Genomic DNA, 25,181 nt, shown 5'->3' with positions numbered 1-25,181 from the left:
AGGTCTACCGGGGAGAGAGGGAGGGAGTCAGGGAGGGGGTCAGACGCGCTCGACGATGGTGGCGACGCCCATGCCGCCGCCCACGCACAGGGTGATCAGGCCGTAGCGCAGGTCGCGCCGCTCCAGCTCGTCGACGACGGTGCCGAGCAGCATCGCGCCGGTGGCGCCGAGCGGGTGGCCGAGGGCGATCGCACCGCCGTTGACGTTCACCTGGTCGTGCCGGAAGCCGAGTTCGCCGATGAAGCGCAGGGCGACCGCCGCGAAGGCCTCGTTGATCTCGACCAGGTCGATGTCGGCGGCGGCGAGCCCGGCCTTGGCGAGCGCCTTGCGGGTGGCCGGGGCGGGGCCGGTGAGCATGATGGTCGGCTCGGAGCCGGAGACCGCGGCGGAGACGATCCGGGCGCGCGGGCGCAGCCCGTACCGCTCGCCGACCTCGCGGTTGCCGATCGCGACGAGCGCGGCGCCGTCCACGATGCCGGAGGAGTTGCCCGCGTGGTGGACGTGGTCGATGGCCTCCACCCAGTGGTACTTCTGCAGGGCGACGGCGTCGAAGCCGCCGGCCTCGCCGATCGCGGCGAAGGACGGCTTGAGGCCGGCCAGGGTCTCGACGGTGGTGCCGGGGCGGATGAACTCGTCACGCTCCAGCACGACCAGGCCGTTGCGGTCGCGCACCGGGACCACCGAGCGGTCGAACAGGCCGTCCGCCTGGGCCTTGGCGGCGCGCGCCTGGGACTCGGCGGCGAAGGCGTCCACGTCGGTGCGGGAGAAGCCCCCGATGGTGGCGATGAGGTCGGCGCCGATGCCCTGCGGGGCGAAGTTGGTCTCGTACGAGGTCATCGGGTCGGCGAACCAGGCGCCGCCGTCGGAGGCCATCTTGACCCGGGACATCGACTCCACGCCGCCGGCCAGGATCAGGTCCTCCCAGCCCGAACGGACCTTGGCGGCGGCCAGGTTGACGGCCTCCAGGCCCGAGGCGCAGAAGCGGTTCTCCTGGACGCCGGCCACCGTGTCGGGCAGGCCGGCCGCGATGGCGGCGATCCGGGCGATGTCGGAGCCCTGATCGCCGATCGGGCTGACCACGCCGAGCACGATGTCGTCGATCGCGGCCGGGTCCAACTCGGGATAGCGGTTGCGGATCTCGTGGATCAGGCCGACGACCAGGTCGATCGGCTTGGTGCCGTGCAGCGAGCCGGTGGCCTTGCCGCGGCCGCGCGGGGTGCGGATCGCGTCGTAGACGTACGCTTCGGTGGTCACGATGGGGATGCCTTTCGGGGCAGGGGGTTCCTGAGGGTCCTGCGGAGGTCGGAGGGGCTGGGGCCGGAGGGGCCGGGGCCCGGCCGGGAGGAGGGCTCAGCCGAGGATGGAGCGGCCGACGATCTCCTTCATGATCTCGGTGGTGCCGCCGTATATCGTCTGGATGCGTCCGTCGGTGAACGCCCGGGCGACCGGGAACTCGCTCATGTAGCCGTATCCGCCGTGGAGTTGGAGGCAGCGGTCGGCGGTGCGCTTCTGCAGCTCGGTGGCCCACCACTTGGCCATCGAGGCGTCGGCCGGGGTGAGCGCGTAGCGGTTGTGCTCGGTGATGCAGCGGTCGACGAAGGTCCGGGTGATCGCGCACTCGGTGGCCAGTTCGGCGATCTCGAAGCGGACGTGCTGGAGCTTGGCCAGCGGACGGCCGAAGGCCTCGCGCTGCTTGACGTAGTCGGTGGTGATCTCGACCAGGTACTCGGCGCCGGCGATCGCCGCGGCGGCGATGGTGAGCCGCTCCTGGGCCAGGTTCTGCATCAGGTGGACGAAGCCGCCGTTGAGCTCGCCGAGCAGGTTCTCCTTCGGCACCCGGACGTCCTCGAAGAACAACTCCGCGGTGTCCTGGGCCTTCTGGCCGATCTTGTCGAGGTTGCGGCCACGCTCGAAGCCCGGCGTGCCGCGCTCGACGGCGAGCAGGCTCAGCCCGTGCGAGCCGCCCTCGGGCATAGTCCGGGCGACCACGATGACCAGGTCGGCCAGGATGCCGTTGGAGATGAAGGTCTTGGCGCCGTTGAGCAGGAAGTGGTCGCCCCGGTCCACCGCCTGGGTGCGGATGCCCTGGAGGTCGGAGCCGGTCCCGGGCTCGGTCATCGCGATCGCGGTGATCAGTTCGCCGCTGCAGAAGCCCGGCAGCCAGCGCCGCTTCTGCTCCTCGGTGGCGAGCGAGGTGAGGTACGGGCCGATGATGTCGTTGTGCAGCCCGATCGCCAGCCCGGACGCACCGGCCCGGGCGAACTCCTCGGCCAGCACGGCGGCGTAGCGGAAGTCGGGGGCGCCGCCACCGCCGAACTCCTCGGGCACCGCGATGCCCAGCAGGCCCTGTCGGCCCGCCGCCAGCCAGACCGAGCGGTCGACGATGCCCGCCTTCTCCCAGCGGTCGTAGTGCGGCAGCACCTCTTTGGCGAGGAAGGCCTTCACGGTGGCCCGGAAGTCCTCGTGCTGCTCGGTGAAGATCTCGCGCTGCAACGCTACTCCCCTTGTTCGGTCGCGGAGTTGAGAGGTTCGGTGGCACCGGCCGACAGGCCGAGCGCCGGCACGCCCCAGTCCCGGGCCACCTCCGCCGTGTCCGCACCCGGGCGGGCCGGCGGGCGGCGCAGCGCCCCGGGGGTGGCGGAGAAGCGCGGGGCGGGGGCGGGCTGGGTCACGCCGTCCACCTCGACGTACGTGCCGCGCGTCAACAGGTGCTCCTCGCCAGCGGCTTGACGCATCGTCAACACCGGTTCCACGCAGGCGTCGGAGCCCGCGAAGACGGCCTCCCACTCGGCCCTGGCCCGGGTCGCGAACCGGGCGGCGATCAGGGCGCGCAGTTCGGGCCAGCGGGCGAGGTCGTACTGGCCCGGCGCGTCCGGGCCGAGCTCCAGCAGCCGGGCGAACTCGGCGTAGAACCGGGGCTCCAGGGCGCCCACCGCGAGGTGCCCGCCGTCGGCGGCCCGGTAGACCGCGTAGAACGGGGCGCCGCCGTCCAGCAGGTTGACGCCCCGGCGGTCCTGCCAGTGGCCGGCCGCGAGCAGGCCCCACAGCATGCTGCCGAGGTGTGCCGCACCGTCCACGATCGCGGCGTCGACCACCTGGCCGGCGCCGGTGGCGCGGGCGTGGTGCAGCCCGGCGAGCAGGCCGACCACCAGGTAGAGCGAGCCGCCCGCGTAGTCGCCGAGCAGGTTGGCCGGGATCCCGGGCGGCGCGTCGGCCCCGCCCGGCCCGGCGACCAGGCCGAGCACCCCGGCCACCGCCGCGTACCCGAGGTCGTGTCCGGCGGTGGCGGCCCGCGGCCCCTGCTGGCCCCACCCGGTCATCCGCCCGTACACCAGGGCCGGATTGCGCGCGAGGCACGCCTCGGGGCCGACCCCGAGCCGCTCGGCCACGCCCGGCCGGTAGCCCTCGATCAGCAGGTCGGCCCGCTCGACCAGGTCCAGCACCAGGCCGGGCCCCGTGGGCGACTTGAGGTCGACCAGCACCGACCGCTTGTTCCGGTTGGTGAGGTCGTACGCCGGATCCGTCCCGAGCGGCGAGGGTTCCGGGCGGTCCACCCGCACCACGTCGGCCCCGAGGTCGCCCAGGAGCATGGCCGCGAACGGCCCCGGACCGATCCCGGCGAGCTCGACCACCCGCACACCCGCCAACGGGCCAGGACTGCGTCCACCGGCCGTCGGACTGCTCGTGTCACGCACTGGCTGCAGAACCCTTCGGGGTTTGACAGTAAAGCTGTAACACTCGCGATGATAGGGAAGCGACCCGTCGGTAACAAGCCCTCGCCCCTGCGACCGTGTCACCGATCCCCCGCCAACTCCCCCCTGACGAAACCCTGATGGAGCCGATCACTGATCGTGCAACCGGCGGCACGGAGGGTGCGTCGGTGTACTGACGGAGCCGACCTGTACGGTCGTCATGCCGAAGGGGGTGTGCGAACCCCCGCCGACCAGGGGAGGAACACGCAGACATGGGCAGCCCGTACTTCACCACCGGACCGGTCGCCCCGGCCACGGACCCGATGCCGAGCACGACGGCCAAGAAGTCGCCGTACGCCCCGCCGGCGGCACCGGCCGACGGCGGGAACGGCAACAGCGTGCCGCCCCTCCCCTTCATCCCGCCCGGCAAGGCCACAAGCCAGCTGGACACCCCCTACGAGCTCACCGCCTCCGCCGGGGTGGCCCGCCAGATCGCCACCGACCTCGACGGCGCCAACAGCAAGGCCGGGCCCGGCGCGCACAGCCTCACCGAGTACGCGAGCACGGCGTCGACCAAGATCCGCGGCTTCTCCTTCGGCGGCGCCCTCATCGGCGCCACGGAGCGCTGGCTGAACCAGTGCAAGACCCTGCACGACAAGGTCGACAACGCGGCCACCAGCCTCGACCGGACCCGCGAGTACTACCACGGCAACGAGATCACCACCGTCGCCGACCTCCGCGCGGCCCGCTAGAAAGGACAGGGGACCAGAGATGGTGTCCTTCAAGGAACTGCACGAGGCCGACTTCTCCGGGGTCTCAGACGCCGCCGAGGCGTGGGCCGGGGTCGCCAAGGCCCTCACCGCCCTCGACGGCCGGGTCACCAAGGACCTCACCAGCACCCCGCAGCGGGCCGGCTGGAAGGGCGAGGCCGCCGACGAGGCGACCAAGGTGATGCAGGGCATCGACGGCGACTTCAAGCAGGCCTCGGCCGTCGCCACCGCCCTCGCCGCGGTCATGAAGACCGCCGCCGAGGACTTCACCGCCGCCCGCCGCGACCTCGACACGGCCCTCCACGACGCGCAGACGCAGGACCTGAGCGTCTCGGCGGACGGCACGGTCAGCTGGAGTCTGCCGAAGGAGGCGAGGAACGATCCCGACAGTGACGTTCTCGCACGGGACATGGCCGCCAAGTCCAAGGCCATCTCGGAGCGCCTGGCCAAGGCCGTCGAGAAGGCCACCGCCGCCGACCAGCGGGCCACGCTCCACCTCCAGAGCGACATCGGCACCAGCAACACCGCCTTCAACCCCGCCCCCGGCGGCACCGGCCCGATCGCCGACGCCAAGCGCGCCACCGACCTGATGTCGAAGGCCGGCGGCCTGACCGGTGACCAGCTCAAGGAGCTGCAGACCCTGCTGGCCGCCAACGCGGAGAACAAGGACTTCGCCACGGCACTGCTCGGCGGCCTCAACTACGGCGGCAAGAAGGGCCCGGAGGCCTTCCTGGAGTACACCAAGATCTACGGCGACTTCGCCCACGGCAAGCACAACGCCCCGGGCTACCAGGACGTCTACGGCAACCTGTCGGTGCTGCTCGCCACCGCGACCCGCGACGGCGGCATGGGCAAGGACTGGGAGGCCGGCCTCTTCGCAGCCGCCCGCCGCCCCAGCGCCGGGGCCGTCGGGATGAACGACAACTACCCGGCGCTCACCGCCCTCATGGCGGCGAAGGGGACGTTCGACAAGGGCTTCGTCCGCAGGGTCGGAACCGATCTGCTCGACTACGAGGCCTCCACCAAGCTCAAGGGCGACGACCTCTGGGGTCCGCAGTTCTCCTACGACCCCCGCAACGCCGACCCGCTGGCTCCACTCCTGAGGATGATGAAGGGCGACCGGGAGGCCGTCCAGGCGTTCCTCGACCCCAGCGAGAACAAGAACCTCGTCCACCTGCTCAAGGACCGTGACTGGCTCGACCAGGACCAGGAGCGCAAGCTCCCCGCGGACGTCCTGGGCGACACCGCCCACAAGCTGTTCGCCGACATGCTGGAAGACGCCGCCACCAGCCACGGCCCCGACCGGAACCAGCACCCGGCCCCGCACGACCCGGTCAGCCAGCGGATCATGGACGAGACGGTCAAGACCCTCGGCGGCACCACCCCCGACGACCGGACCTCGGTGGCGGCGATCCTCCGCAAGCCGGTGGCCCGGATGTTCGCCGACTACGCCCCGGACATGTACCAGATCCTCGGCAACAACCTGCAGAGCCCGTCCGAGCCGAACGGGCTGACGGCCAAGCCGGAGCAGCTCCTGCGCATGGTCCGCGGCACCCTGGAGGACCCGGACACGTTCCAGATCATGCACAGGGCGCAGACCGAGGAGATCGCCCGCCGCCTCGACGCGTTCCGGCCCGAGGACTTCAAGCCCGATGCCACCGGACGTCCGGACCACGTCCTGTCCGCCTTCTCCGAGCAGTCCGCCAAGGTTCTCGGCGGGCTCGACGCGGCGTTCGTCAACGCGGCCACCGATCACGGGGACGCCGAGAAGGCCGGCATCGACTGGCAACAGCGGATGCTCTACCACGCGATCGGAACACCCGTGAACCTGGCCCCGGACTTCCTGATGCCGGGGGTCTCGAAGGTGATCCCGCTGGGAGACGCGGCACAACGCCTCGTCGACGTCGGGACCGCCGCGTGGGCCGAGCAGGCCAAGGCCCCGATCGACAGCGCCACCTCCGCCAGCGTGAGCGACCGCTACTCGGCGGGGCGCTCCGAGCTGGACGCGATGCTCGTGGGCAAGGCGAGCCAGTACGGCCTCGACCCCAAGGATGCGGCCCGCGCCGGCACGGTGACGAACCATCTGCTGCTCGACGCCGGGCCCTTCTACGACAACGGGATCAACACCGCCTACCACGCTGCCTTCGGCAAGGGGTGACCGTGGCGATCGACGACGACCGGAACACCGACGTCCCCACCACGCCGCGCCCCCGGCGACTGCGGGCCGCCGCCATCGCGACGGTCGCGCTGGCGGCCTTGGCCGGCGGGACGGCATTCCTGACGGACAACCTGACCAACGCCTTCGGCCCGGACAGCGTGTGCGGTGGTGCGGTGAGCGCGGACGCCGTGAACGACGCCCTCGGGTGGGGCAAGGTCAGCGACACCATGTACGGCGACGGAAAGACCTTGAAGGCCGACGGCTCGTCCTGTGTGGCGAAGGTGAGCAGGGGGATCTTCGGAGACGACCGGTTCGTCGCCGTCGACCTCCGCAAGAGCTCGAGCCTCGCCCCGTTCGCGGTCGACGCGGGGTCGCAGTTGTTCGCCGCTTCGGCGAACGGCGGCTCGGCCGGCGCCGTACGCGATTCGTCCTTCGCCTTCGCGCTGTTCCCGGCGGACTGCGACAGCGGGCAGCAGGCGACGGCCAAATCCCGTTCCTCCGACGCCCCGGGGCTCGCCAGGCTCGCCGTCTCGGTGGCCAACCGCGCCGCGGAACAACAGGGTTGTGGCAAGGAGCGGCTCCCCGCGCCGCACGAACTGACCGCGGCGGGCACGGACCGCGCGCTCGACCGCAACGCCGTCTGCGGCCTGCCGGGACTCACCATGCCCGACACGCCCGGTGGCCCCGCCTACCGAGCGACCGTGACTCCCGGAACCGACCCGCTGTGGACCTGCCGCATCCACTCGGACACGGACCCCAGGTCCTCGATCACCTTCACGATCGGCACCGATCCCAGACTCGTGGCGACACCGACCGGCAACCCCGGGCCCACCCTCGGCCGAGCTCAGGAAGTGGGAACGTTCGAGGCGGTGGCAACCTGCCAGGGGCGCCCCACCCGCTTCCGGTTCACACCGGATGGTCTCTGGGACCTCGTCCCGGACGGCACGACGACCTGGAAGCAGTTCCTCGCCGCCGGGGGCAAGGCGATCGGGTGTGAGCCGATCCTGTAGGAAATTGACCGGACGAACGTCGGCGTAATGGTCTATCGTGCCAGCAGACCATTACGCACGACACGGGGGTACCGCCATGACCACCACTGACCTGCCCGCCGCCGCCCGCACGGTCGTCGCCGTGTCGGAGCGGCTGATGCTGAGCCGGCCGCAGGAGGGGGACGCGGAGGCGATGTTCGCGATCCACGGGGATCCGGAGACCAACCGGTACAACCCGGACGGGCCCCAGCGGGACATCGCGGCGGCGCGGGAGCAGTTGGCCGGGTTCGTGGCGGACTGGCCGCGGGACGGGGTGGGGTACTGCATGGTGTCGACCCGGGCGGAGCCGGAGGCGATCATCGGGGTGGCCGGGCTGTTCCTGCACACGCTGGATGGGGAACAGGTGTTCAACCTGTACTACCGGTTCCGGCCGTCCGCCTGGGGCAAGGGGTACGCGGCGGAGGCGTGCCGGGCGGCGATGGCGGAGGCGCTGCCGCGCTTCCCCGGGATTCCGGTGACGGCGCTGATCAGGGCGGACAACCTGCCGTCCCGTCGGCTGGCCGGGCGGCTCGGGCTGGTGGCGGACCCGGACGGGCGGGTGGACCACGAGGACCGGCTGATCCACCGGATGGCCTGAGGCGGGTCCCCCCGCCGCCGGGCGGGACCCGAAGATCCCCCGCCGGGGGGAGCGGGATCGCACCCCGGGCGGAGGCCGGGGGCCGGGCCGCGGCGGCAGCGTAGGGGGCATGAGGCACAAAGAGGACGTGGTGCGGGGGGTGGCGGCCGGAATCGCGATGGCCGCCACGGTGCCCTATCTGACGCTGAAACTGCTGTGGCTGGCCGGCTCCCCCGTGGGCGCGCGCGACGCGAAGGCGCTGGACGGCCTGTGGACGCTCAACCTCCTCACCTTCGGCATGGACGTGATCGCGCTGCTGCTCGCGCTCGCCTTCGTCCGGCCGTGGGGGCGGCGGGCGCCGGCCGGGCTGGTGGCGTTCCCGATGTGGGTGGCGAGCGGGCTGCTCGGGACGATCCTGGTGGTGGTCCCGCTGGACCTACTCGGCTCGCTGGTGCTCGGCGCGGAGCACCGGACAGCGGCGCAGCAGGCCGACGACGGCCTGGCGGGGTGGGTGTACGCCGTGGTCTACGGCGGCTTCGGGGTGCAGGGCACCGCCCTGTTCACCGCGTTCGCGCTGTACGCCCGCCGACGCTGGGCGGGCCTGCTGCGCGGCCGGATCGGCGACCTGCCCGACTCCCCCACCCGCAATGTGCAGCGGGCCTTCGCCGTGGTGGCCGCGCTGGTCGCGCTGGGGGTCGCGGCGGCCCGGGCGTACTGGGCGGCGGGCGGGCGGACGGGGCTGCCGTTGCGGATGGCCGAGGAGTACGACCGGTCGCTGGCCACGATGGACGCGGCGACCGCGGTGACGGCGGTCGCCGCGGCACTGGCCCTGCTGGTGCTGGTCTTCCGGATCGGGCCGCGGCGGCGGCTGCGGGTGCCGCTGCTGGTGGCCTGGACCGGCGCGGGCTCGCTGTTCGGCTGGGGCGGCTTCCTGCTGGTGGCGTTCGGGACCTCGACGACGGTGCCGGACCTGCCGCGGGCCGTGCCGGGGTTCCTGGCCCTGGTGGAGGCCGGGCAGTTCACCGCCGGGGCCCTGATGCTGACCGCGGGCGCGGTGGCCCTGACCGAACGGGGGGCCGGGCCCGGCGGCGCTGACGTAAAGTCACCCGGGTGAGCACGGGGGGCGGGCGGATCCGGCGGGCGGGAGAGGCGTTGTTCGGGCGGCGGGCCCGACTGCGCTGGGTGCATCTGGTGCTGGGCGGCGCGCTGCTCATGCCCTACTACTTGCTGTCGGTGGTCGCGCTCGGGGCGCTCAATCCGAACCAGGGGCATGCGCGCCAAGTCCTGCTGCAACTCCTGGGGTTGTTCACCTCGCTGCCGATGGCCGCGGTCACCGCCCTGGTGCCGACCGTACGGGGGCTGGAGGGCGCGGCCGCCCGGGCGCTGTGCGCGGTGGCCCGGCCGGAGGAGCTGGCGACCGGGCCGTCCCGGTCCTGGGCGGCCCGGTGGCGCACCTCGCTCTTCTTCGTGCTGCACCTGTTCGCCGGCGGGGTGGTCGCCGGGATGACGCTGGCCGGGGCGCCGTTCTCGGTGGTGCTGATGTTCGGCCTCATCGGGTCCGAGGACCTCACCGGCTACTGGACGGATCGTTTCCCCGACTGGGTGTTCACCGGCCCCGCGCTGGGCCTGGCCGTCCTGCTGCTGATCGTCGGCAGCAACGCCGGCTGCGGCGCGCTGCTGGCCCGCTGGGCACCGAAGCTGCTGGGCCCGACCCCGGAGGAGCGGCTGGCCGCCGCCGAACGGCGGGCCACCGTGCTCGCCCAGCGCAACCGGCTGGCCCGCGAGCTGCACGACTCGGTCGGGCACGCGCTCAGCGCGGTCGGCATCCAGGCCTCGGCGGCCGCCCGGGTGCTGCGCACCGACCCGGACTTCGCCGAGGAGGCGCTGCGCGCGATCGAGGAGACCGCGCGCGGGGCCGTCGCCGAACTGGACACCGTGCTGGGGCTGTTGCGCGAGGAGGAGGACGGCGCCGCCGGTCCGGCCGGGCCCACGCTGGCCGGGCTGGACGACCTGCTGCGCCAACTCGCCCGCACCGGCGTGACGGTGGACGCCGAGCTGGCGCCCGGCCTGGGCGCGCTGCCCGCCGAGGTCTCCCGTGAGGCGTACCGGATCGTGCAGGAGGGCCTGACCAATGTGCTGCGGCACGCCGGGCCGGCCCCGGCCGGGCTGCGGGTCGGGCTGGACGCGGGCCGGCTGGAGATCGAACTGACCAACCCGCTGGGCCCGGCCCGCCCGAGCCGCCCCGGCGGCGGGCGCGGGCTGCGCGGGATCGGGGAACGGGCGACGGCCCTGCGTGGCGGGAGCACCGTGGGGCCGGACGAGGACGGAACGACGTGGCGGCTGGCCGTGTGGCTGCCGCTGGGAGGGACCGGGGGATGAACGACGGCAATGACGGCAACGGCGGCAACGGCGGCAACGGCGGCAACGGCTCGGGGAACGAGCCCATCCGCGTGGTGATCGCGGACGACGAGCGGCTGGTCCGGATGGGCCTGCGGGTGGTGATCGACGCCGAACCGGACCTCTCCGTGATCGGCGAGGCCGCCGACGGCGCCGAGGTCGTCCCGCTGGTGCGCGAACTGCGCCCGGACGTGGTGCTGATGGACGTCCGGATGCCCGGCATCGACGGGATCCGGGCCACCGAGCAGCTGGTCGGCGGGATGGCCGAGCCGCCGCGGATCCTGGTGGTCACCACCTTCGAGCACGACGACCACGTGTACGACGCACTGCGCGCGGGCGCGGCCGGATTCCTGCTGAAGCGGGCGCGGGCGGAGGAGATGGTGCAGGCGGTACGGCTGGTCGCGCGCGGGGACTCGCTGCTGTTCCCGGCGGCGGTGCGCGAACTCGCGCTGCGGCACGGCGCGGACGGCCGGCGGGAGGCCGCCGCGGGCCGGGGACCGATCGGGCGGCTCACCGAACGGGAGGGCCAGGTGCTGCGGTTGATGGCCACCGGGCTCAACAACGGGGAGATCGCGCGGCAGTTGGTGGTGAGCCAGGAGACGGTGAAGACCCACGTCGGCAGCGTGCTGGCCAAGCTGGGCGCCCGGGACCGCACCCAGGCGGTGATCGCGGCGTACGAGTCGGGGTTCGTCCTGCCGGGGTGACCGGAGGGGGTTCGCGACGGGTCCGCAGCGGTTCCGGGGCGGTTCCGAGGCGGTTCCGCAGCGGTTCCGAGGCGGAAGTTCGTACACGAGTTCCATCGGTGGGTACCACGGAGTAGAGTGCGACATTCCGCTCATCTGCCCGATACCTCCCGTATCGCCTGGAACGAACTGGTGGCCGTATGACCGTCCGGACCCGTCCCGCACTGTGGTGGCGCGCGGGCATCGTGCTCTCCGCGGGTCTCGGACTGACCCTCGGGGACGCGTCGCTCGTGTACTTCACCGTGCAGAGCAACGTCATCGTGCTCGGCTACTTCATCGGCGCGGTGTACTGGATGCTCCAGCGCGACACCGTGGACGCGCCCGCGCCCCGGCTGCGCGGGGCCGCCACGCTGTACATCCTGATCACCGGACTGGTCTCGCACATCCTGCTCCAGCACGGCGCCAGCCCGCTGCCCGGACTGGTCAGCGGGCCGGACCGGCTGGCGCACTGGTCCTCCTTCTTCCTGCACTACGTCACGCCGGTGATGGTGCTGGCCGACTGGCTGGTGCTCAAGCCGCGCAACGCGTCGGCCTGGAAGGACCTCCCGCTGTGGCTGGCCTTCCCGCTCGGCTACGCGGCGATCGTGCTCGGCCGCAACGCGCTGTTCGCCGACTTCCCGAGGCCCTACCCGTACTTCTTCTTCGACCCGACCACCAAGGGCTACGGCTACGTCTGGGGCCAGATCGCCCAGCTGACGGTCGAGTTCGTCGTGCTCGGCGCCGCCGTCGTCGGGCTGGACCGGCTGGGCACGCTGGTCGCGAACAGGTCGAGGCCGGCCCGGGACGGGGCGGAGACGCAGGAGAAGGCGCAGGAGAAGGCGCAGGAGGAGGCGTAGGCGCAGGCGGTCGGCCTCAGATCCGCCAGGAGCGGATCCGGTCGGCCGCCGCGTACACGTCCGCCCGGCCCTCGGCGACGTCCCGGGCCAGCTCGACCAGCGCACCGTACGGCGGGTCGATGCCCTCCCCGGCCGCGTGCATGTACGCGGCCGTCGTCATGCAGGCGTACAGGTTGTTGCGCACCGGGAGCGGACGCAGCAGCACGATGGTGTGCATGAGGGTGGCCGCGCACCAGGCCGGGTCCGCGTCGTGGCCGAGCTGGGCGGTGTTCACCCGGTGCCGGGCCACGGCGGCCTGCAGCGCCGAGTAGTCCCGCACGCTGAGGTCCTCCGGGGAGGCCCGTTCCTGCACGTCGAGCAGCCAGCGCAGGTCGACGTGCAGCAGCGTCACGTCCTCGCCGCCCGCCGGGCCGTGCCCCTGCGGCCCGGACACCGCACGGGGTTCACGCGCCTCACGTGCCTCACGCCGCGGGGGCGTCCTCCGGGAACGCGGTGTCGAACTCGGCCCGGTGGTCCTTCCAGAACGCCACCGCGTGGTCCACGAACACCCGCCGCTGCTGCTCCCGCACGCTGAGGTCGTGGACGTACGCCTTCACGCTCTTGCCGTCCGCGGCGGCGGCCTCGCGGATCGCGGCGAGTTCGTGTTCCGTGTACTCGATGTTGAGCGCAGGCATGTCGCCGATGGTACTGCAGTGCACGGTAGTTGGCAGGGGCGTGACGGATTTCCACCCGCCGTCAAAGGGTTTGCCGTCCATCCCTCCCGAGGCGGTTCGGCCGGGCGTGCGAGTGGGCCCGGAGGAGGGTACGGGGGCGGCGCGTCGGATGACGCCCGGGCGACCCGGGCCGCCGTAGCGTCGGGGGCACGGCGGCGGAGGGGTTCCGCGGGGGAGGCCGGATTCTCGACGGAGGCCGAGGATGGAACACGGTCGGCGGAGGCCTGACATGAGGCACCGGAGGATCGACAGGACTGCGGCCACCCCGAGGGGGCTGGCGACGACGGTGGCGATCGCGACGGCCCTCGGAACGGTCATCGGGACGGCGGCGGGCACGGCGGCCGCCGAGGGGCGGCCGGGGAGTGCGCTGACGGCCAGTGCCCTGACGGGCAGTCCGCTGACGGGCGTCTGGCGGATGGACGGCTACGGCACGGTGGTCGCCATCGACGGGGGCCGGCTGACCACCTACGACGTGACCGCGCACAGCTGCGTACCCGGCTGGATCACCGCGACGCAGGCCGGCCCGCCCGGGCCGGACGGCACCGTCCGCTACGTCATGGGCACCAACGCGGTGACCCTCACCCCGAGGGGCCGCGACCGGCTGGTCGACCGCGAAGAGGGCGGGGTCGGCACCAAGGACCTGAACCGGATCCCCGCGCTGCCGGCGCTGTGCACCACCCCGGCACCGAACGACCCGCTCGCGGTCTTCGACCGGTTCTGGGAGGACTTCGCGGAGAACTACCCCTTCTTCGCGGCCAAGGGGATCGACTGGCGCACCGTCCGGGACGAGCAGCGGCGACGGATCACCCCGGCGACGACCACCGAGCAGTTGCAGGAGGTCTTCGTCGACATGCTCCGGCCGCTCGGTGACGCCCACACCGGGCTGGCCCGGATCGTCGACGGGCAGCCGACCGGGGTGTTCGGCGGGCGGCGGCCCGGCTCGACGGTCCGCACCAAGGAGCTGACCACCCGGGCCGGAGAGGCCGTCGCCGCCCAGCTCACCGGCCCCGAGCAGCTCTTCGCGGGCGGGAAGCTCGGCGTGGGCCGGCTTCCCGACGACGTCGGCTACCTGCGGGTGGGCAGCTTCGACGGCTACACCGACGGCGACTACCGCAGCCAGGTCGCCGAGCTGGACAAGGCGTTGGACGCCCTGCTCGCCGCCCCGGACGGGCTCACCGGCCTGGTGCTCGACGTCCGGCTGAACGGCGGCGGCTCGGACGCGCTCGGGCTGCACATCGCCGCCCGGCTCACCGACCGCCCGTACCTCGCCTACCGGAAGGTGGCGCGGAACGACCCGGCCGACCCGACGAAGTTCACCCGACCCGTGCCCGTCCCCGTGGAGCCCTCGGACGGCGAGCACTTCACCGGGCCGGTGGCCCTGCTCACCTCCTCGATCTCGGCGAGCGCGGCGGAGACCTTCACCCAGGCGCTGATGGGCCGCTCCCCGCACGTGACCCGGATCGGCGAGAACACCCAGGGCGTCTTCTCGGACGTCCTGATCAAGCCGCTCTCGCCGGACTTCGCGGTGGTCCTGCCGAACGAGGAGTACCTCACCCGCAGCGGCGGCACCTTCGACGGCCCGGGCATCGCGCCGGACCTCCGGACCCCGGTCTACAGCCCCGAGGAGCTGGCCGCGCTCAAGGACTCCGCCCTGAGCACGGCCCGCCGGGTGCTCGCCGAGGACGCCGGGAGTGACCGGCGGCGGTAAGCCCTACATCGGATCCACCGCCCTCAGTTCGCCGTCCAGCTCCAGCCACCTGGTCAGCCCCAGGCCGCGCAGGAACGGCAGGTCGTGGCTGACCACGATCAGCGCGCCCTGGTAGGCGGCCAGCGCCTGGGTGAGCTGGCGGACGCTGGCGAGGTCCAGGTTGTTGGTCGGCTCGTCGAGCAGCAGCAGCTGCGGCGGTGGGTCGGCCAGCAGCAGGGCGGCCAGCGTCGCCCGGAACCGCTCGCCGCCGGACAGCGTGCCGACCGGCTGCTCGGCCCGGGCGCCCCGGAACAGGAAGCGGGCGAGCCGGGCGCGGATCGCGTTGTCCCCGGCGGCGGGGGCGAACCGCTTGACGTTCTCCACGATGGTGAGTCCGTCGTCCAGCAAGTCGAGCCGCTGGGGAAGGTGGCGCAGCCCCTCCGGCGTGGTGATCTGCCCCTCCAGCGGGGAGAGTTCGCCCGCGATGGTGCGCAGCAGCGTGGTCTTGCCGGAGCCGTTGCGCCCGACCAGGGCGATCCGCTCGGGGCCGCGCAGGTCGAGGTCGACGGTGGCGCCGAAGGGCAGCCGGACCTTCTGCAGGGTGAGCACGGTGCGCCCGGCCGGCACCGCGGTGCGCGGCAGGTCGATCCGGATCTCGGCGTCGTCGCGCACCGCCTCCTCGGCGGCGGTCAGCCGCGCCTTGGCCTCCTCCAGGCGCTCGGCGTGCATGCCGGTGAGCCGGCCCGCCGTCTCCTGGCCCTTGCGTTTGAGCATCCCGGCGAAGATGTGCGGGTCGTTGCGGGTGACCGAGCGCTTCTTGCCGTAGCTGGCGCTGCGGTCCAGCCTGGTGCGGGCGTCGACCAAGTCCCGCTTCTGGCGCTGGACGTCGGCCTCGGCGTTGCGCAACAGCCGCTCGGCCGTCTCCTGCTGGGCCGCGAGGGTGCGCTCGTAGGCGTCGAAGTTGCCGCCGTACCAGGTGACCCCGCCGTCCCGGAGGTCGGCGATCTGGTCGACGTGCCGGAGCAGTTCGCGGTCGTGGCTGACGATCACCATGACGCCCTGCCAGCCCGCCACCGTCTCGTAGAGCCGCTCGCGGGCGGCCCGGTCGAGGTTGTTGGTGGGCTCGTCGAGCAGCAGCACGTCGGGGCGGCGCAGCAGCAGGGCGGCCAGCCGCAGCAACACGGCCTCGCCGCCGGAGAGTTCGCCGGTGGTGCGGTCGAGGCCGAGGCGCTGCAGGCCGAGCCGGTCGAGGGTGGCGCGGGCGCGCTCCTCGACGTCCCAGTCGTCGCCGAGGGCGTCGAAGTGCCGCTGGTCGGTGTCGCCCGACTCGATGGCGTGCAGGGCCTCGCGGGCGGCCCGGATGCCGAGCGCCTCGTCGACCCGCAGGTCGGTGTCGAGGGTGAGGCCCTGCGGCAGGTAGCCGAGTTCGCCCGCGACCCGGACGGTGCCGCCGGTGGGGGTGAGTTCGCCGGCGATCAGCCGCAGCAGGGTGGACTTGCCGGCCCCGTTGAGGCCGATCAGTCCGGTGCGGCCGGGGCCGACCGCGAGGTGGAAGCCGTCCAGGACGGTTTTGCCGTCGGGCCACTCGAACGCGAGCTCGGTGCAGAGGACGGCGGTGGTGGGTTGTGCCATGCAAGGCCTCCCGGGTGGTTGCTGAAGGGGTGATGAGCAACACGGGGAGACACCGCGGGTGCGGAACCGGGACGGCCGGAGGACAGGACGGCGCGAGGACGCGCCAGGGGGCCGTGACTGAGGTCGCACACTCGCACGCCACACGGCAGGGACGGCAACTGCGGCAGCAGCCAGGGCTGCGGCAGCGGGGCCTGCGTGGCGGGGGCGGTGTCCCGGGACCTCAGTAGAGCAACGGCCTTCTCCTTGTCTGGCGGATGACGCGAACCACGCTAGGAGCCCCGCCGGACGCGCGCAACCGATTAACGCGGCCACTCGCTCCGCCTGCTCCGGCCGCGGCCGAGCCGGGGACGAGCCGCGGCCGAACCGGGGCCGAGCCGGGGCCGAGCCGGGGCGAATTCGGTTACGGCAAAGGCCCCGTGCCGATCCGGTGCCGATCCGGTGACAGCCTCGTACCGGCCGGGGGCGCGTGTAAGGAGTTCCTTATCCGCATGGCAGACTCCTCACCTGCCATACCTGCGGCCCCTGGTGGCCGTACCCGAGGACCGGGCCGTATGGCGGAAGTCAAACAGGGGGATTTGAACTCATGTCACCGATATCCCGGCCGAGCCGTGCCGTCCTCGGCGCCTCCGTCGCCGCGCTGACCATGGTGGTCGCCACCGGCTGCGGTCCGGACAACAGCGACCCGGCCGGTGCCCAGACCGCCGCGCCGTCGGTCGCGGCCAGCGCCTCCGGGAAGCCGGGCGCGGCCCCGATCAAGCTGCCGACGATCGAAGAGCTGAAGACCTGGAAGCTCGAGGACTGGGACAAGTGGGCCCAGGCCAACGTGATCACCCCGGCGACCAAGGGCTACTGGACCCTGCAGAAGCTGCTCAACGCCAAGCCGAAGCCGCTGCCGCAGGCGCCGTCCCAGCCCACCGCGCAGCCGACCGCCCAGCCGACGAGCGCCGCCCCGGCCCCGGCCCAGCCCACCGCCGCCCAGCCGCCGACCGGCCCGGACCAGCTGCCCTCGGTGGTCGCCGCGAAGCCCGTGGCGCACCCGTTCCCGAAGAACATGCACGTCAACGGCAAGATCTTCTTCAAGGACGGCAACGACGACTACGTGTGCTCCGGCACCGTCGTCTCCGACCCGGCCAACCCGGGCAAGAGCAACCTGGTGTGGACCGCGAGCCACTGCCTGCACGGCGGCAAGGGCAACAAGTACTACACCGACATCACCTTCGCCCCGGCCTTCAACAGCAACGGCGTGCTGAGCAACGGCAACAAGGTGAAGTCCAAGCTCGACGACGCCGAGCCGTACGGCGAGTGGGGCGCGACCGCCGGCATGGTCTCCCCGCAGTGGACCCAGGAGGCCGACCCGGAGAAGGGCGGCCCGTGGAGCCAGTACGACTTCGGCATCATCAAGGTCGCCAACCCCGACCCGAACGGCAAGTCGCTGGAGGAGACCGTCGGCGGCTCCGTGCCGCTGTGGTTCAACGCCCCGCGCGACCAGATCGCCTCCGTCGCCAACTACGGCTTCCCGGAGGCCAAGCCCTTCGACGGTGTCGAGCTGGAGCACTGCGACGGCGGCAAGCCGGCCGCGAAGCCCGGTGACCCGAGCCGCCCGGCGATGCTGATGATCGGCTGCAACATGACCGGCGGCAGCAGCGGCGGCGGCTGGTACACCACCAAGGACGGCAAGCCGGCCCTGGTCAGCGACACCTCCGTCGGCAACGGCGCCAACACCTACGAGGCGGGCCCCTACCTGGAGGACGTCGCGGCGCACATGTTCGACTACTTCTCCAAGAAGGCCAAGTGAGGCGCTGAGGAGTGATCCCGGGGGCCGCGGCTGCGACAGCCGCGGCCCCCGGGCGTTTCCGGCCTGCGGCTCCCGGCGTCTCCGGCTCGGGACGGTCGGGCCTTCCCGGTCCGCGGCCCGCGGGTTTTTCCGGCTCGGGGCCCCCTCCTCCTACAATCGGCTCCATCATGAGCGCCACACTCGTAGTCAAGGACCTCGCCGCCGGCCACGGCGAACGCACCCTCTTCACCGGCCTGGACCTGGTCATCGCCCCCGGTGACGTGATCGGCCTGGTCGGCGTGAACGGCGCCGGCAAGTCGACCCTGCTGCGGCTGCTGGCCGGCCTGGACACCCCCGAGGGCGGGTCGCTGCGGCTCAGCCCGGCGAGCGCCAACGTCGGCCACCTGCCGCAGGAGCCGGAGCGGCGCGAGGGCGAGTCGGTGCGCGACTTCCTGGCCCGGCGCACCGGCGTGGCGGCCGCCCAGGCCGAGCTGGACGAGGCCACCGAGGGCCTGGTCGAGGGCCGCCCGGGCGCCGACGACGCCTACGCGACGAGCCTGGACCGCTGGCTGGACCTCGGCGGCGCCGACCTGGAGGAGCGGGCCGAGGAGGTGGCCGACTCGCTCGGCCTGAAGGTCTCCCTCGACCTGCCGATGACGGCGCTCTCCGGCGGCCAGGCCGCCCGTGCGGGCCTGGCCTCGCTGCTGCTCTCCCGCTACGACGTGTTCCTGCTGGACGAGCCCACCAACGACCTCGACCTGGACGGCCTGGAGCGGCTGGAGGCCTTCGTCAAGGGCCTGCGCACCGGCACCGTGCTGATCAGCCACGACCGCGAGTTCCTGGCCCGCACCGTCACCAAGGTGCTGGAGCTGGACCTGCACCAGCAGCAGGTCAACCTGTACGGCGGCGGCTACGAGGCGTACCTGGAGGAACGGGCGGTGGCCCGTCGGCACGCCCGCGAGGACTACGAGGAGTACGCCGACACCAAGTCCTCGCTGGAAGCCCGGGCCCAGATGCAGCGCAACTGGATGGAGCACGGCGTCCGCAACGCCCGCCGCAAGAGCGGCGACAACGACAAGAACGCCAAGGCGAAGCGCACCGAGTCCACCGAGAAGCAGGCCTCCAAGGCCCGGCAGACCCAGCGGATGATCGAGCGGCTGGACGTGGTCGAGGAGCCGCGCAAGGAGTGGGAGCTGCGGATGGAGATCGCCGCCGCGCCGCGCTCCGGCTCGGTGGTGGCCACCCTGCGCGCGGCCGTCGCCAAGCGCGGCGAGTTCGCCTTCGGCCCGGTGGACCTGCAGATCGACTGGGCGGACCGGGTCGCGATCACGGGAGCCAACGGCGCGGGCAAGTCCACCCTGCTGGCGGCCCTGCTCGGCCGGCTCGCACTCGACTCCGGCAACGCCGTGCTGGGCTCCGGCGTGGTGGTCGGCGAGGTGGACCAGGCGCGCGGGCTCTTCCTCGGCGGAGAGCCGCTGGCGGACGCCTTCGCGGCCGCCGTGCCGGAGCTCACCGAGGAGGAGGTGCGCACCCTGCTGGCCAAGTTCGGCCTCAAGGCGGTGCACGTGCTGCGCCCGGCGGGCACCCTCTCCCCCGGCGAGCGGACCCGGGCCGCGCTGGCGCTGCTGCAGGCGCGCGGGGTCAACCTGCTGGTGCTGGACGAGCCCACCAACCACCTGGACCTGCCGGCGATCGAGCAGCTGGAGGCCGCGCTCGGCTCGTACACCGGCACCCTGCTGCTGGTCACCCACGACCGGCGGATGCTGGACACGGTCTCGGTGAACCGGCGGATCGAGGTCCGGGACGGCCGGGTGCACGAGCTGTAGGCCCCGGCCGCCGGAACACCCACCGGCCCCGCGCGCGATCGGCCCCGCGCGCAATCCGCACCGAGCACGACCGGCACCGCGCACCACCGGCCGCTCCGGGAATTGGTCTCTACCTCTTCCCGGAGCGGCCGTCATGTGCTGTGCTGTCGCCCATGGTTGACAGCGCAGTGGCAGGGACGCCGTACCCGACCGTCCCGCTCACCCCGATGACGGTGCCGGCCCACCAGGCCGAGGCCCGCAGCAAGGCCTTCCACGACGTGATGGCGCAGCGCCGGACCGTCCGCGACTACTCCACCCGGCCGATCCCCGACGGGGTGGTCGAATGGGCCGTCCGCACCGCGAGCACCGCGCCCAGCGGGGCCCACGTCCAGCCCTGGCGCTTCGTGGTGGTCACCGACCCGGAGCGCAAGCGGCTGCTGCGCGAGGCCGCCGAGGCGGAGGAGCGGGAGTTCTACGGCCACCGGGCGTCCGAGGAGTGGCTGGCCGCACTGGCGCCGATCGGCACCGACTGGCACAAGCCGTTCCTGGAGGACGCGCCGGCCGTGATCGTGGTCTTCGAGGTGCACAAGGGCCCCGACTCGCCGCGCCCGTACTACACCAAGGAGTCGGTGGGGATCGCGGTCGGGCTGCTGCTGGCCTCGCTGCACCAGGCCGGGCTGGCCACGCTGACCCACACGCCGAGCCCGATGCGGTTCCTCAACGAGGTGTGCGGGCGCCCGGCGGAGGAGCGCGCCGCCTACGTGATCCCGGTCGGCTACCCGGCCGAGGGCGCGCGCGTGCCGGACCTGCGGCGCAAGGAGCTCGACGAGGTGATGGTCCGGCTCTGACGCGCCGGGGCGCGCCGCTCGCTCCCCCCGCCGACCGGCGGGCCCGGATGCGCCCCCGTCCGGATGTGGCAGGTCCTGGCCAAGGACATAATCGCCGCCATGAGCCCCGCACTGCCGCAGTCCTGCGAGCCCGTCCGGGCCGCACCCGAGGTGACCACCGGGCGGCCGCCCGAGCTGCTGCGGCTGCCCGGCGGCCTCTCGCTGCACCGCCGCCGCAGCGCCCACGCACCGGCGCTGAACCGGGCCGTCCGCGCCAACCTGGAGCACCTGCGGCCCTGGCTGGACTGGGCCGGCGAGGCCCCCACCAGGGCCCGGACCGCCGAGCTGACCCGGGCCGGCACCGCCGCCTGGGAGGCCGGGACGGACTTCATGTACCTCGCCGAGCTGGCCGAGGCCCCCGGCCGGGTGGTCGCCGCCCTCGGGCTGCACGGGCGGATCGGCCCGGGCGCGCTGGAGATCGGCTACTGGGTCGCGGCCCGGCACGTCGGCCGCGGCATCGCCACCGCCGCGGCCGGGGCGCTGACCGAGGCCGCGCTGGCGCTGCCCGGGATCGCCCGGGTGGAGATCCGCTGCGACCAGGCGAACGGCGCCAGCGCGGCCGTCCCGCGCAAGCTCGGCTACCGGCTGGACCGGGTCGCCGAGGCCGCCGTCCGGGCCCCGGGCGAGACCGGGCGGCAGCTGGTCTGGGTCATGGAGCGCTAGGAGCCTCCGGGACCGCTCAGTACCGCCCGCCCGCCGCGGCCGGCAGGGCGTCCAGCTCGGCCAGGTCGGCCGCCGAGAGCTCGAGCGCGGCCGCGCCCACGTTGTCCTCCAGGTAGCGCGGCGTCTTGGTGCCCGGGATCGGGAAGACGTACCGGCCCTGCGCCAGCGTCCAGGCCAGCGCGACCCGCGCGGGGGTGGTGCCGAGCCGCTCGGCGATCTCCCGGACCTTGGCGACCAGCGCCAGGTTCGCCTTCAGCGCGTCCTGCTGGAAGCGCGGCAGGTTGCGGCGGAAGTCGTCCTCGGGCAGCTCGTCGAAGGAGGAGATGCTGCCGGTCAGGAAGCCCCGGCCGAGCGGCGAGAAGGGGAGGAAGGCGATGCCCTGCTCCTCGGTGTACGGCAGCACCTCGGCCAGCACGTCCCGGGTCCACAGCGAGAGCTCGGACTGCACGGAGGCCACCGGGTGCACCGCCTGGGCCCGCCGGATCTCCTCGACGCCGACCTCGGAGAGCCCGATCCGACGGGCCTTGCCGGCCCGGACGACCTCGGCGAGCGCGCCCCAGGTCTCCTCGATCGGGACGGCCGGGTCGACCCGGTGCAGCTGGTAGAGGTCGACGTGGTCGGTGCCGAGCCGGCGCAGGCTGTCGTCGATCGAGCGGCGCACGTGCTCGGGGCTGCCGTCGCGGTCGTGCTGGCCCCCGCCGCCCGGGACGATGCCGACCTTGGTGGCGAGGAAGGCGCGCCCGCGGTGCGGGCCGGCCAGCGCGGCGCCGACCACCTCCTCGTTGCTGAACGGGCCGTAGACGTCGGCGGTGTCGATCAGGGTGACGCCGAGGTCCAGCGCCTGGTGGATCACCCGGACGGACTTCTCGTCGTCCCGGCTCCGAACGTCGTAGGCGTGGGTCATCCCCATGCAGCCGAGGCCGATGACGCCGACCTCGGGGCCGTCGGTGCCGAACGAGGCGCTGCGCATGACGGTGCTCCGATCTCTGGTGGCGGCCTGCCACGTTCCGGCCGGCCGCGTTCCGGCCTGCCGTGGTGCCGTGGTGCCGCAGTGGATCAACGCGTCCAGCTTCCCCCTTGGAGTGCACTCGAGGTCAAGTCTCCGACCCGGTACGGTCATCGGACCGCGGTGCGGCGCGAACGGGGCGCGCGGCTCCGGATTCACCACCGCGCTCCCGCACCCGGCCGTCGGCCCCGTGGTTCGTCCCCGGAGCGGTCCGCCCGGGCCCGGTGGACGTCCCCGCCGCCAAACCGGCGCGCGGGGGCCCGGCGGCGGGCGCACCGCACCACCGGGCGCCGCCGGTCCGGTCTTGGCACGGCTCGCCGCGACGGTCGACGCTCTGTCCGCGGCCGATCAACCCGGCCCGCCACCACGGAGGCGACCGAGGACGTCGCCCACCGTCGCCCACCTCGGGGAGGAACCCATGTCGCTCTCGCGCACCCGCGCCGCCGCGCTCGCCCTGGCCGTCACCGCCGCCACCGCCCTGGCCACCACCAGTCTCGCCGCCCCGGCCCAGGCGGCCGGCGGGAAGCGCACGTTCAGCCACTTCGACGACGGCAGCTTCGAGTCCCCCAAGGTCCCGGCGAACAGCTTCACCGAGCCGGTCGCCGGCCAGAGCATCGGCCCGTGGCAGGTCACCAGCGGCAGCGTCGACCTGATCGGCGCGGGCTTCTGGCAGGCCGCCGAGGGCGACCAGTCGGTGGACCTCAACGGTGCCGACAGCGGCACCATCGCCCAGACCTTCACCACGACCCCCGGCGCCACCTACTCGGTGAGCTACGCGCTGGCCGGCAACCCCGGCGGCGGGCCCGCCCTGCGGACCGGCCGGGTGCTGATCGACGGACAGGACTTCCAGGACTTCTCCTTCGACGTCACCGGCAAGACCCGCGCCGCCATGGGCTACGTCGGACGGCAGTTCAGCTTCGTCGCGTACAACTCCTCGACCACGCTGACCTTCGAGAGCACCGTGCGCGGCCCCTTCGGGCCGGTGCTCGACGACGTCCGGGTGAAGGAGTGCAAGTCCTGCTGCGGCGGCTGACCGACCGACCGCCGGGCCGTCCTTAAACCCTCCCTAAAACTGCCCTCGGAAGGCTTCCGGAAGCCGGGAAGTGCTTGACGTGCACAGCTGGTCTAGTCCAGTTTGATCCTCAGCACCGCGCTCCTCCCGCACCGGACCAGCCCCCATGCTGCCGCCCGCCCGCGTCTCCCCCCTTCGCGGCGCGGGCGGCCCCACGTCCCGAGAGGCACCCCCATGCCCAGCGCGCCCCAGCACGCCCCCACCCACCGCCGTCCCGCCGGCCGGACCAAACTGCTCAGCCTCGCCGCCGCCACCGTGCTCGCGGCCGGCGGCCTCGCCACCCTCGCCGGGAACGCCGGCGCGGCCGACGCCGACCTGCTCGCCAACGGCGGCTTCGAGAGCGGCACGCTCGACCCGTGGAGCTGTTCCGCCGGCACCGGCAGCATCGTCAACTCGGGCGCGCACAGCGGCAGCTACGCGCTCAAGGGCGCGGCGAGCGCGAGCGACACCGCCCAGTGCGGCCAGACCGTGAGCGTCCAGCCCAACACCACCTACACCCTCAGCGCCTGGGTGCAGGGCCAGTACGTCTACCTCGGCGCCACCGGCAGCGGCGTCACCGACCCCGCCGTGTGGACCCCCGGCGGCGCCAACTGGCAGCAGCTGTCGGCCAGTTTCACCACCGGGCCGAGCACCACCAGCGTCAACGTCTACCTGCACGGCTGGTACGGGCAGGGCGCCTACCTCGCCGACGACGTCACGCTCACCGGCCCCGGCGGCGGCGGCCCGACCACCCCGCCGACCGGCAGCCCGACCTCCACCCCCACCGGCGGCCCGACCACCCCGCCGCCGAACGTCGCCCTCCCCGTCGCCCCGTACATCGACATGGGCGCCTGGCCCACCCCGTCCATGCCCGACATGGCCAAGGCCGACGCCGTCAAGGGCTACACCATGGGCTTCGTCACCGGCGTCGGCTGCAAGGCCAGCTGGTTCAACGCCTATGACCCGCGCAGCGGTTGGGCCAAGGACCAGGTCGACGCGCTGCGCGCGGCCGGCGGCGACGTCAAGCTCTCCTTCGGCGGCGCCAGCGGCACCGAACTCGCCGCCGCCTGCACCTCGGTGGACTCGCTGTTCAACGAGTACGACGCGGTGGTCAACGCCTACAACCTGCGCTACGTCGACTACGACGTCGAGGGCGCGGCGATCGCCGACACCGCCTCCAACGACCGCCGCTCCGCCGCGCTCGCCAAGCTCCAGCAGGCCCACCCCGGCCTCAAGGTCTCGCTCACCCTGCCCGTCCTGCCCGAGGGCCTGACCAGCGAGGGCGTCGCCATCGTCAAGTCCGCCCGGGACGCCGGGGTCAACCTCGACCTGGTCAACATCATGGCGATGGACTACTACCGCTCCGGCAGCGACTACGGCAACGCCGCCGTCCAGGCCGCACAGGCGACCTTCGGCCAGCTCAAGTCGCTCTACCCGGCGAAGACCGACGCCCAGCTGTGGGCCATGGTCGGGGTCACCCCGATGATCGGCGAGAACGACGACCACCAGATCTACAACCAGGCCGCCGCCCAGCAGTTGGTGACCTTCGCCCAGCAGAACCACCTCGGCCTGCTCGCCTTCTGGGACGCCACCCGGGACGCCAACGCCTGCACCGGCGGCTCGCTGGCCAAGTGCACCAACATCCCGCAGCAGCCGTACGAGTTCGCGAAGATCTTCGGCCGGTACGCGGGCTGACGGTACGACGGTTCGGGGTGCCGGTGGGCCGGGGGGCCGCCGGCACCCCGAACCGTTCCCCGGTGTC

The 25,181-nt window shown here is 73.1% G+C and carries 22 protein-coding genes; 15 read left to right on the top strand and 7 right to left on the bottom strand.

The window, feature by feature from the left end; translation table 11 throughout:
* Window positions 1–39: 39 nt before the first annotated feature.
* The 3 genes from ACFVXG_RS29650 to ACFVXG_RS29640 form a co-directional block, all read right to left on the bottom strand.
* On the bottom strand, window positions 40–1,254 hold the full coding sequence (locus ACFVXG_RS29650; RefSeq protein ID WP_387931650.1) for an acetyl-CoA C-acetyltransferase: 1,215 nt from the start codon (window positions 1,252–1,254) through the stop codon (window positions 40–42).
* Window positions 1,255–1,350: 96 nt separating this feature from the next.
* Entirely contained in the window at window positions 1,351–2,493 is a 1,143-nt protein-coding gene (locus tag ACFVXG_RS29645; protein ID WP_387931648.1) for an acyl-CoA dehydrogenase family protein, read from the bottom strand.
* Between the two features lie 2 nt (window positions 2,494–2,495).
* Entirely contained in the window at window positions 2,496–3,638 is a 1,143-nt protein-coding gene (locus ACFVXG_RS29640; protein WP_387931687.1) for a CaiB/BaiF CoA transferase family protein, read from the bottom strand.
* Between the two features lie 326 nt (window positions 3,639–3,964).
* Between ACFVXG_RS29640 and ACFVXG_RS29635 the strand changes: the two genes are divergently transcribed.
* From ACFVXG_RS29635 to ACFVXG_RS29600, 8 genes are all read left to right on the top strand, one after another.
* A complete protein-coding gene (locus ACFVXG_RS29635; protein ID WP_387931646.1) occupies window positions 3,965–4,444 on the top strand; it encodes a hypothetical protein in 480 nt (159 codons plus the stop codon).
* A gap of 19 nt (window positions 4,445–4,463) precedes the next feature.
* A complete protein-coding gene (locus ACFVXG_RS29630) occupies window positions 4,464–6,620 on the top strand; it encodes a hypothetical protein (protein WP_387931644.1) in 2,157 nt (718 codons plus the stop codon).
* Window positions 6,621–6,622: 2 nt separating this feature from the next.
* Window positions 6,623–7,630 (top strand): hypothetical protein, encoded by a 1,008-nt coding sequence (locus tag ACFVXG_RS29625; RefSeq protein ID WP_387931642.1) that lies wholly within the window; start codon window positions 6,623–6,625, stop codon window positions 7,628–7,630.
* Between the two features lie 76 nt (window positions 7,631–7,706).
* On the top strand, window positions 7,707–8,246 hold the full coding sequence (locus ACFVXG_RS29620; protein ID WP_387931641.1) for a GNAT family N-acetyltransferase: 540 nt from the start codon (window positions 7,707–7,709) through the stop codon (window positions 8,244–8,246).
* A gap of 109 nt (window positions 8,247–8,355) precedes the next feature.
* Complete coding sequence (locus tag ACFVXG_RS29615; protein ID WP_387931639.1) at window positions 8,356–9,339, top strand: hypothetical protein; 984 nt, start codon at window positions 8,356–8,358, stop codon at window positions 9,337–9,339.
* Complete coding sequence (locus ACFVXG_RS29610) at window positions 9,336–10,604, top strand: sensor histidine kinase (protein ID WP_387931637.1); 1,269 nt, start codon at window positions 9,336–9,338, stop codon at window positions 10,602–10,604. Before ACFVXG_RS29615 ends, ACFVXG_RS29610 begins: the two co-directional genes overlap by 4 nt.
* Entirely contained in the window at window positions 10,601–11,326 is a 726-nt protein-coding gene (locus ACFVXG_RS29605) for a response regulator (RefSeq protein WP_387931635.1), read from the top strand. The genes ACFVXG_RS29610 and ACFVXG_RS29605 overlap by 4 nt, the downstream gene beginning before the upstream one ends.
* A gap of 179 nt (window positions 11,327–11,505) precedes the next feature.
* Window positions 11,506–12,201, top strand: a complete 696-nt coding sequence (locus ACFVXG_RS29600) for a Pr6Pr family membrane protein (RefSeq protein ID WP_387931633.1) — start codon at window positions 11,506–11,508, stop codon at window positions 12,199–12,201.
* A 16-nt stretch (window positions 12,202–12,217) separates the two neighbouring features.
* On the opposite strand, the gene ACFVXG_RS29595 is transcribed toward ACFVXG_RS29600, so the two are convergent.
* Together ACFVXG_RS29595 and ACFVXG_RS29590 are read right to left on the bottom strand one after the other, a co-directional pair.
* A complete protein-coding gene (locus ACFVXG_RS29595; protein ID WP_350508201.1) occupies window positions 12,218–12,634 on the bottom strand; it encodes a toxin Doc in 417 nt (138 codons plus the stop codon).
* 28 nt (window positions 12,635–12,662) lie between these two features.
* On the bottom strand, window positions 12,663–12,875 hold the full coding sequence (locus tag ACFVXG_RS29590; protein ID WP_350508202.1) for a hypothetical protein: 213 nt from the start codon (window positions 12,873–12,875) through the stop codon (window positions 12,663–12,665).
* Between the two features lie 268 nt (window positions 12,876–13,143).
* On the opposite strand from ACFVXG_RS29590, the gene ACFVXG_RS29585 reads away from it, so the two are divergent.
* Window positions 13,144–14,622 (top strand): S41 family peptidase, encoded by a 1,479-nt coding sequence (locus ACFVXG_RS29585; protein ID WP_387931630.1) that lies wholly within the window; start codon window positions 13,144–13,146, stop codon window positions 14,620–14,622.
* 3 nt (window positions 14,623–14,625) lie between these two features.
* Here ACFVXG_RS29585 and ACFVXG_RS29580 read toward each other — a convergent pair whose 3' ends face one another.
* Complete coding sequence (locus ACFVXG_RS29580) at window positions 14,626–16,233, bottom strand: ABC-F family ATP-binding cassette domain-containing protein (protein WP_387931628.1); 1,608 nt, start codon at window positions 16,231–16,233, stop codon at window positions 14,626–14,628.
* Window positions 16,234–16,816: 583 nt separating this feature from the next.
* Here ACFVXG_RS29580 and ACFVXG_RS29575 point away from each other — a divergent pair.
* From ACFVXG_RS29575 to ACFVXG_RS29560, 4 genes are all read left to right on the top strand, one after another.
* Window positions 16,817–18,028 (top strand): trypsin-like serine peptidase, encoded by a 1,212-nt coding sequence (locus tag ACFVXG_RS29575; RefSeq protein WP_387931627.1) that lies wholly within the window; start codon window positions 16,817–16,819, stop codon window positions 18,026–18,028.
* A gap of 167 nt (window positions 18,029–18,195) precedes the next feature.
* The gene (locus ACFVXG_RS29570) at window positions 18,196–19,833 is read left to right on the top strand and encodes an ABC-F family ATP-binding cassette domain-containing protein (RefSeq protein WP_387931625.1); all 1,638 of its coding nucleotides are present in this window, start codon (window positions 18,196–18,198) and stop codon (window positions 19,831–19,833) included.
* Window positions 19,834–19,985: 152 nt separating this feature from the next.
* On the top strand, window positions 19,986–20,660 hold the full coding sequence (locus tag ACFVXG_RS29565) for a nitroreductase family protein (protein ID WP_387931623.1): 675 nt from the start codon (window positions 19,986–19,988) through the stop codon (window positions 20,658–20,660).
* A 99-nt stretch (window positions 20,661–20,759) separates the two neighbouring features.
* Complete coding sequence (locus ACFVXG_RS29560) at window positions 20,760–21,362, top strand: GNAT family N-acetyltransferase (RefSeq protein WP_387931622.1); 603 nt, start codon at window positions 20,760–20,762, stop codon at window positions 21,360–21,362.
* Window positions 21,363–21,378: 16 nt separating this feature from the next.
* On the opposite strand, the gene ACFVXG_RS29555 is transcribed toward ACFVXG_RS29560, so the two are convergent.
* Window positions 21,379–22,332 (bottom strand): aldo/keto reductase, encoded by a 954-nt coding sequence (locus tag ACFVXG_RS29555; protein WP_387931620.1) that lies wholly within the window; start codon window positions 22,330–22,332, stop codon window positions 21,379–21,381.
* A gap of 454 nt (window positions 22,333–22,786) precedes the next feature.
* Between ACFVXG_RS29555 and ACFVXG_RS29550 the strand changes: the two genes are divergently transcribed.
* Both ACFVXG_RS29550 and ACFVXG_RS29545 read left to right on the top strand, forming a co-directional pair.
* Window positions 22,787–23,401 (top strand): choice-of-anchor C family protein, encoded by a 615-nt coding sequence (locus tag ACFVXG_RS29550; protein WP_387931618.1) that lies wholly within the window; start codon window positions 22,787–22,789, stop codon window positions 23,399–23,401.
* Window positions 23,402–23,614: 213 nt separating this feature from the next.
* Window positions 23,615–25,114 carry a carbohydrate binding domain-containing protein gene (locus ACFVXG_RS29545; RefSeq protein WP_387931616.1) on the top strand — a complete coding sequence of 500 codons (1,500 nt, stop codon included), beginning with the start codon at window positions 23,615–23,617 and terminating at the stop codon, window positions 25,112–25,114.
* The last annotated feature ends 67 nt before the right edge of the window (window positions 25,115–25,181 follow it).

It is taken from the genome of Kitasatospora sp. NPDC058162, from assembly GCF_042884005.1.
Lineage (GTDB): Bacteria > Actinomycetota > Actinomycetes > Streptomycetales > Streptomycetaceae > Kitasatospora.
Note: the sequence above shows the minus strand (reverse complement) of the source record. Positions and strands in the feature narration are given on the sequence as shown.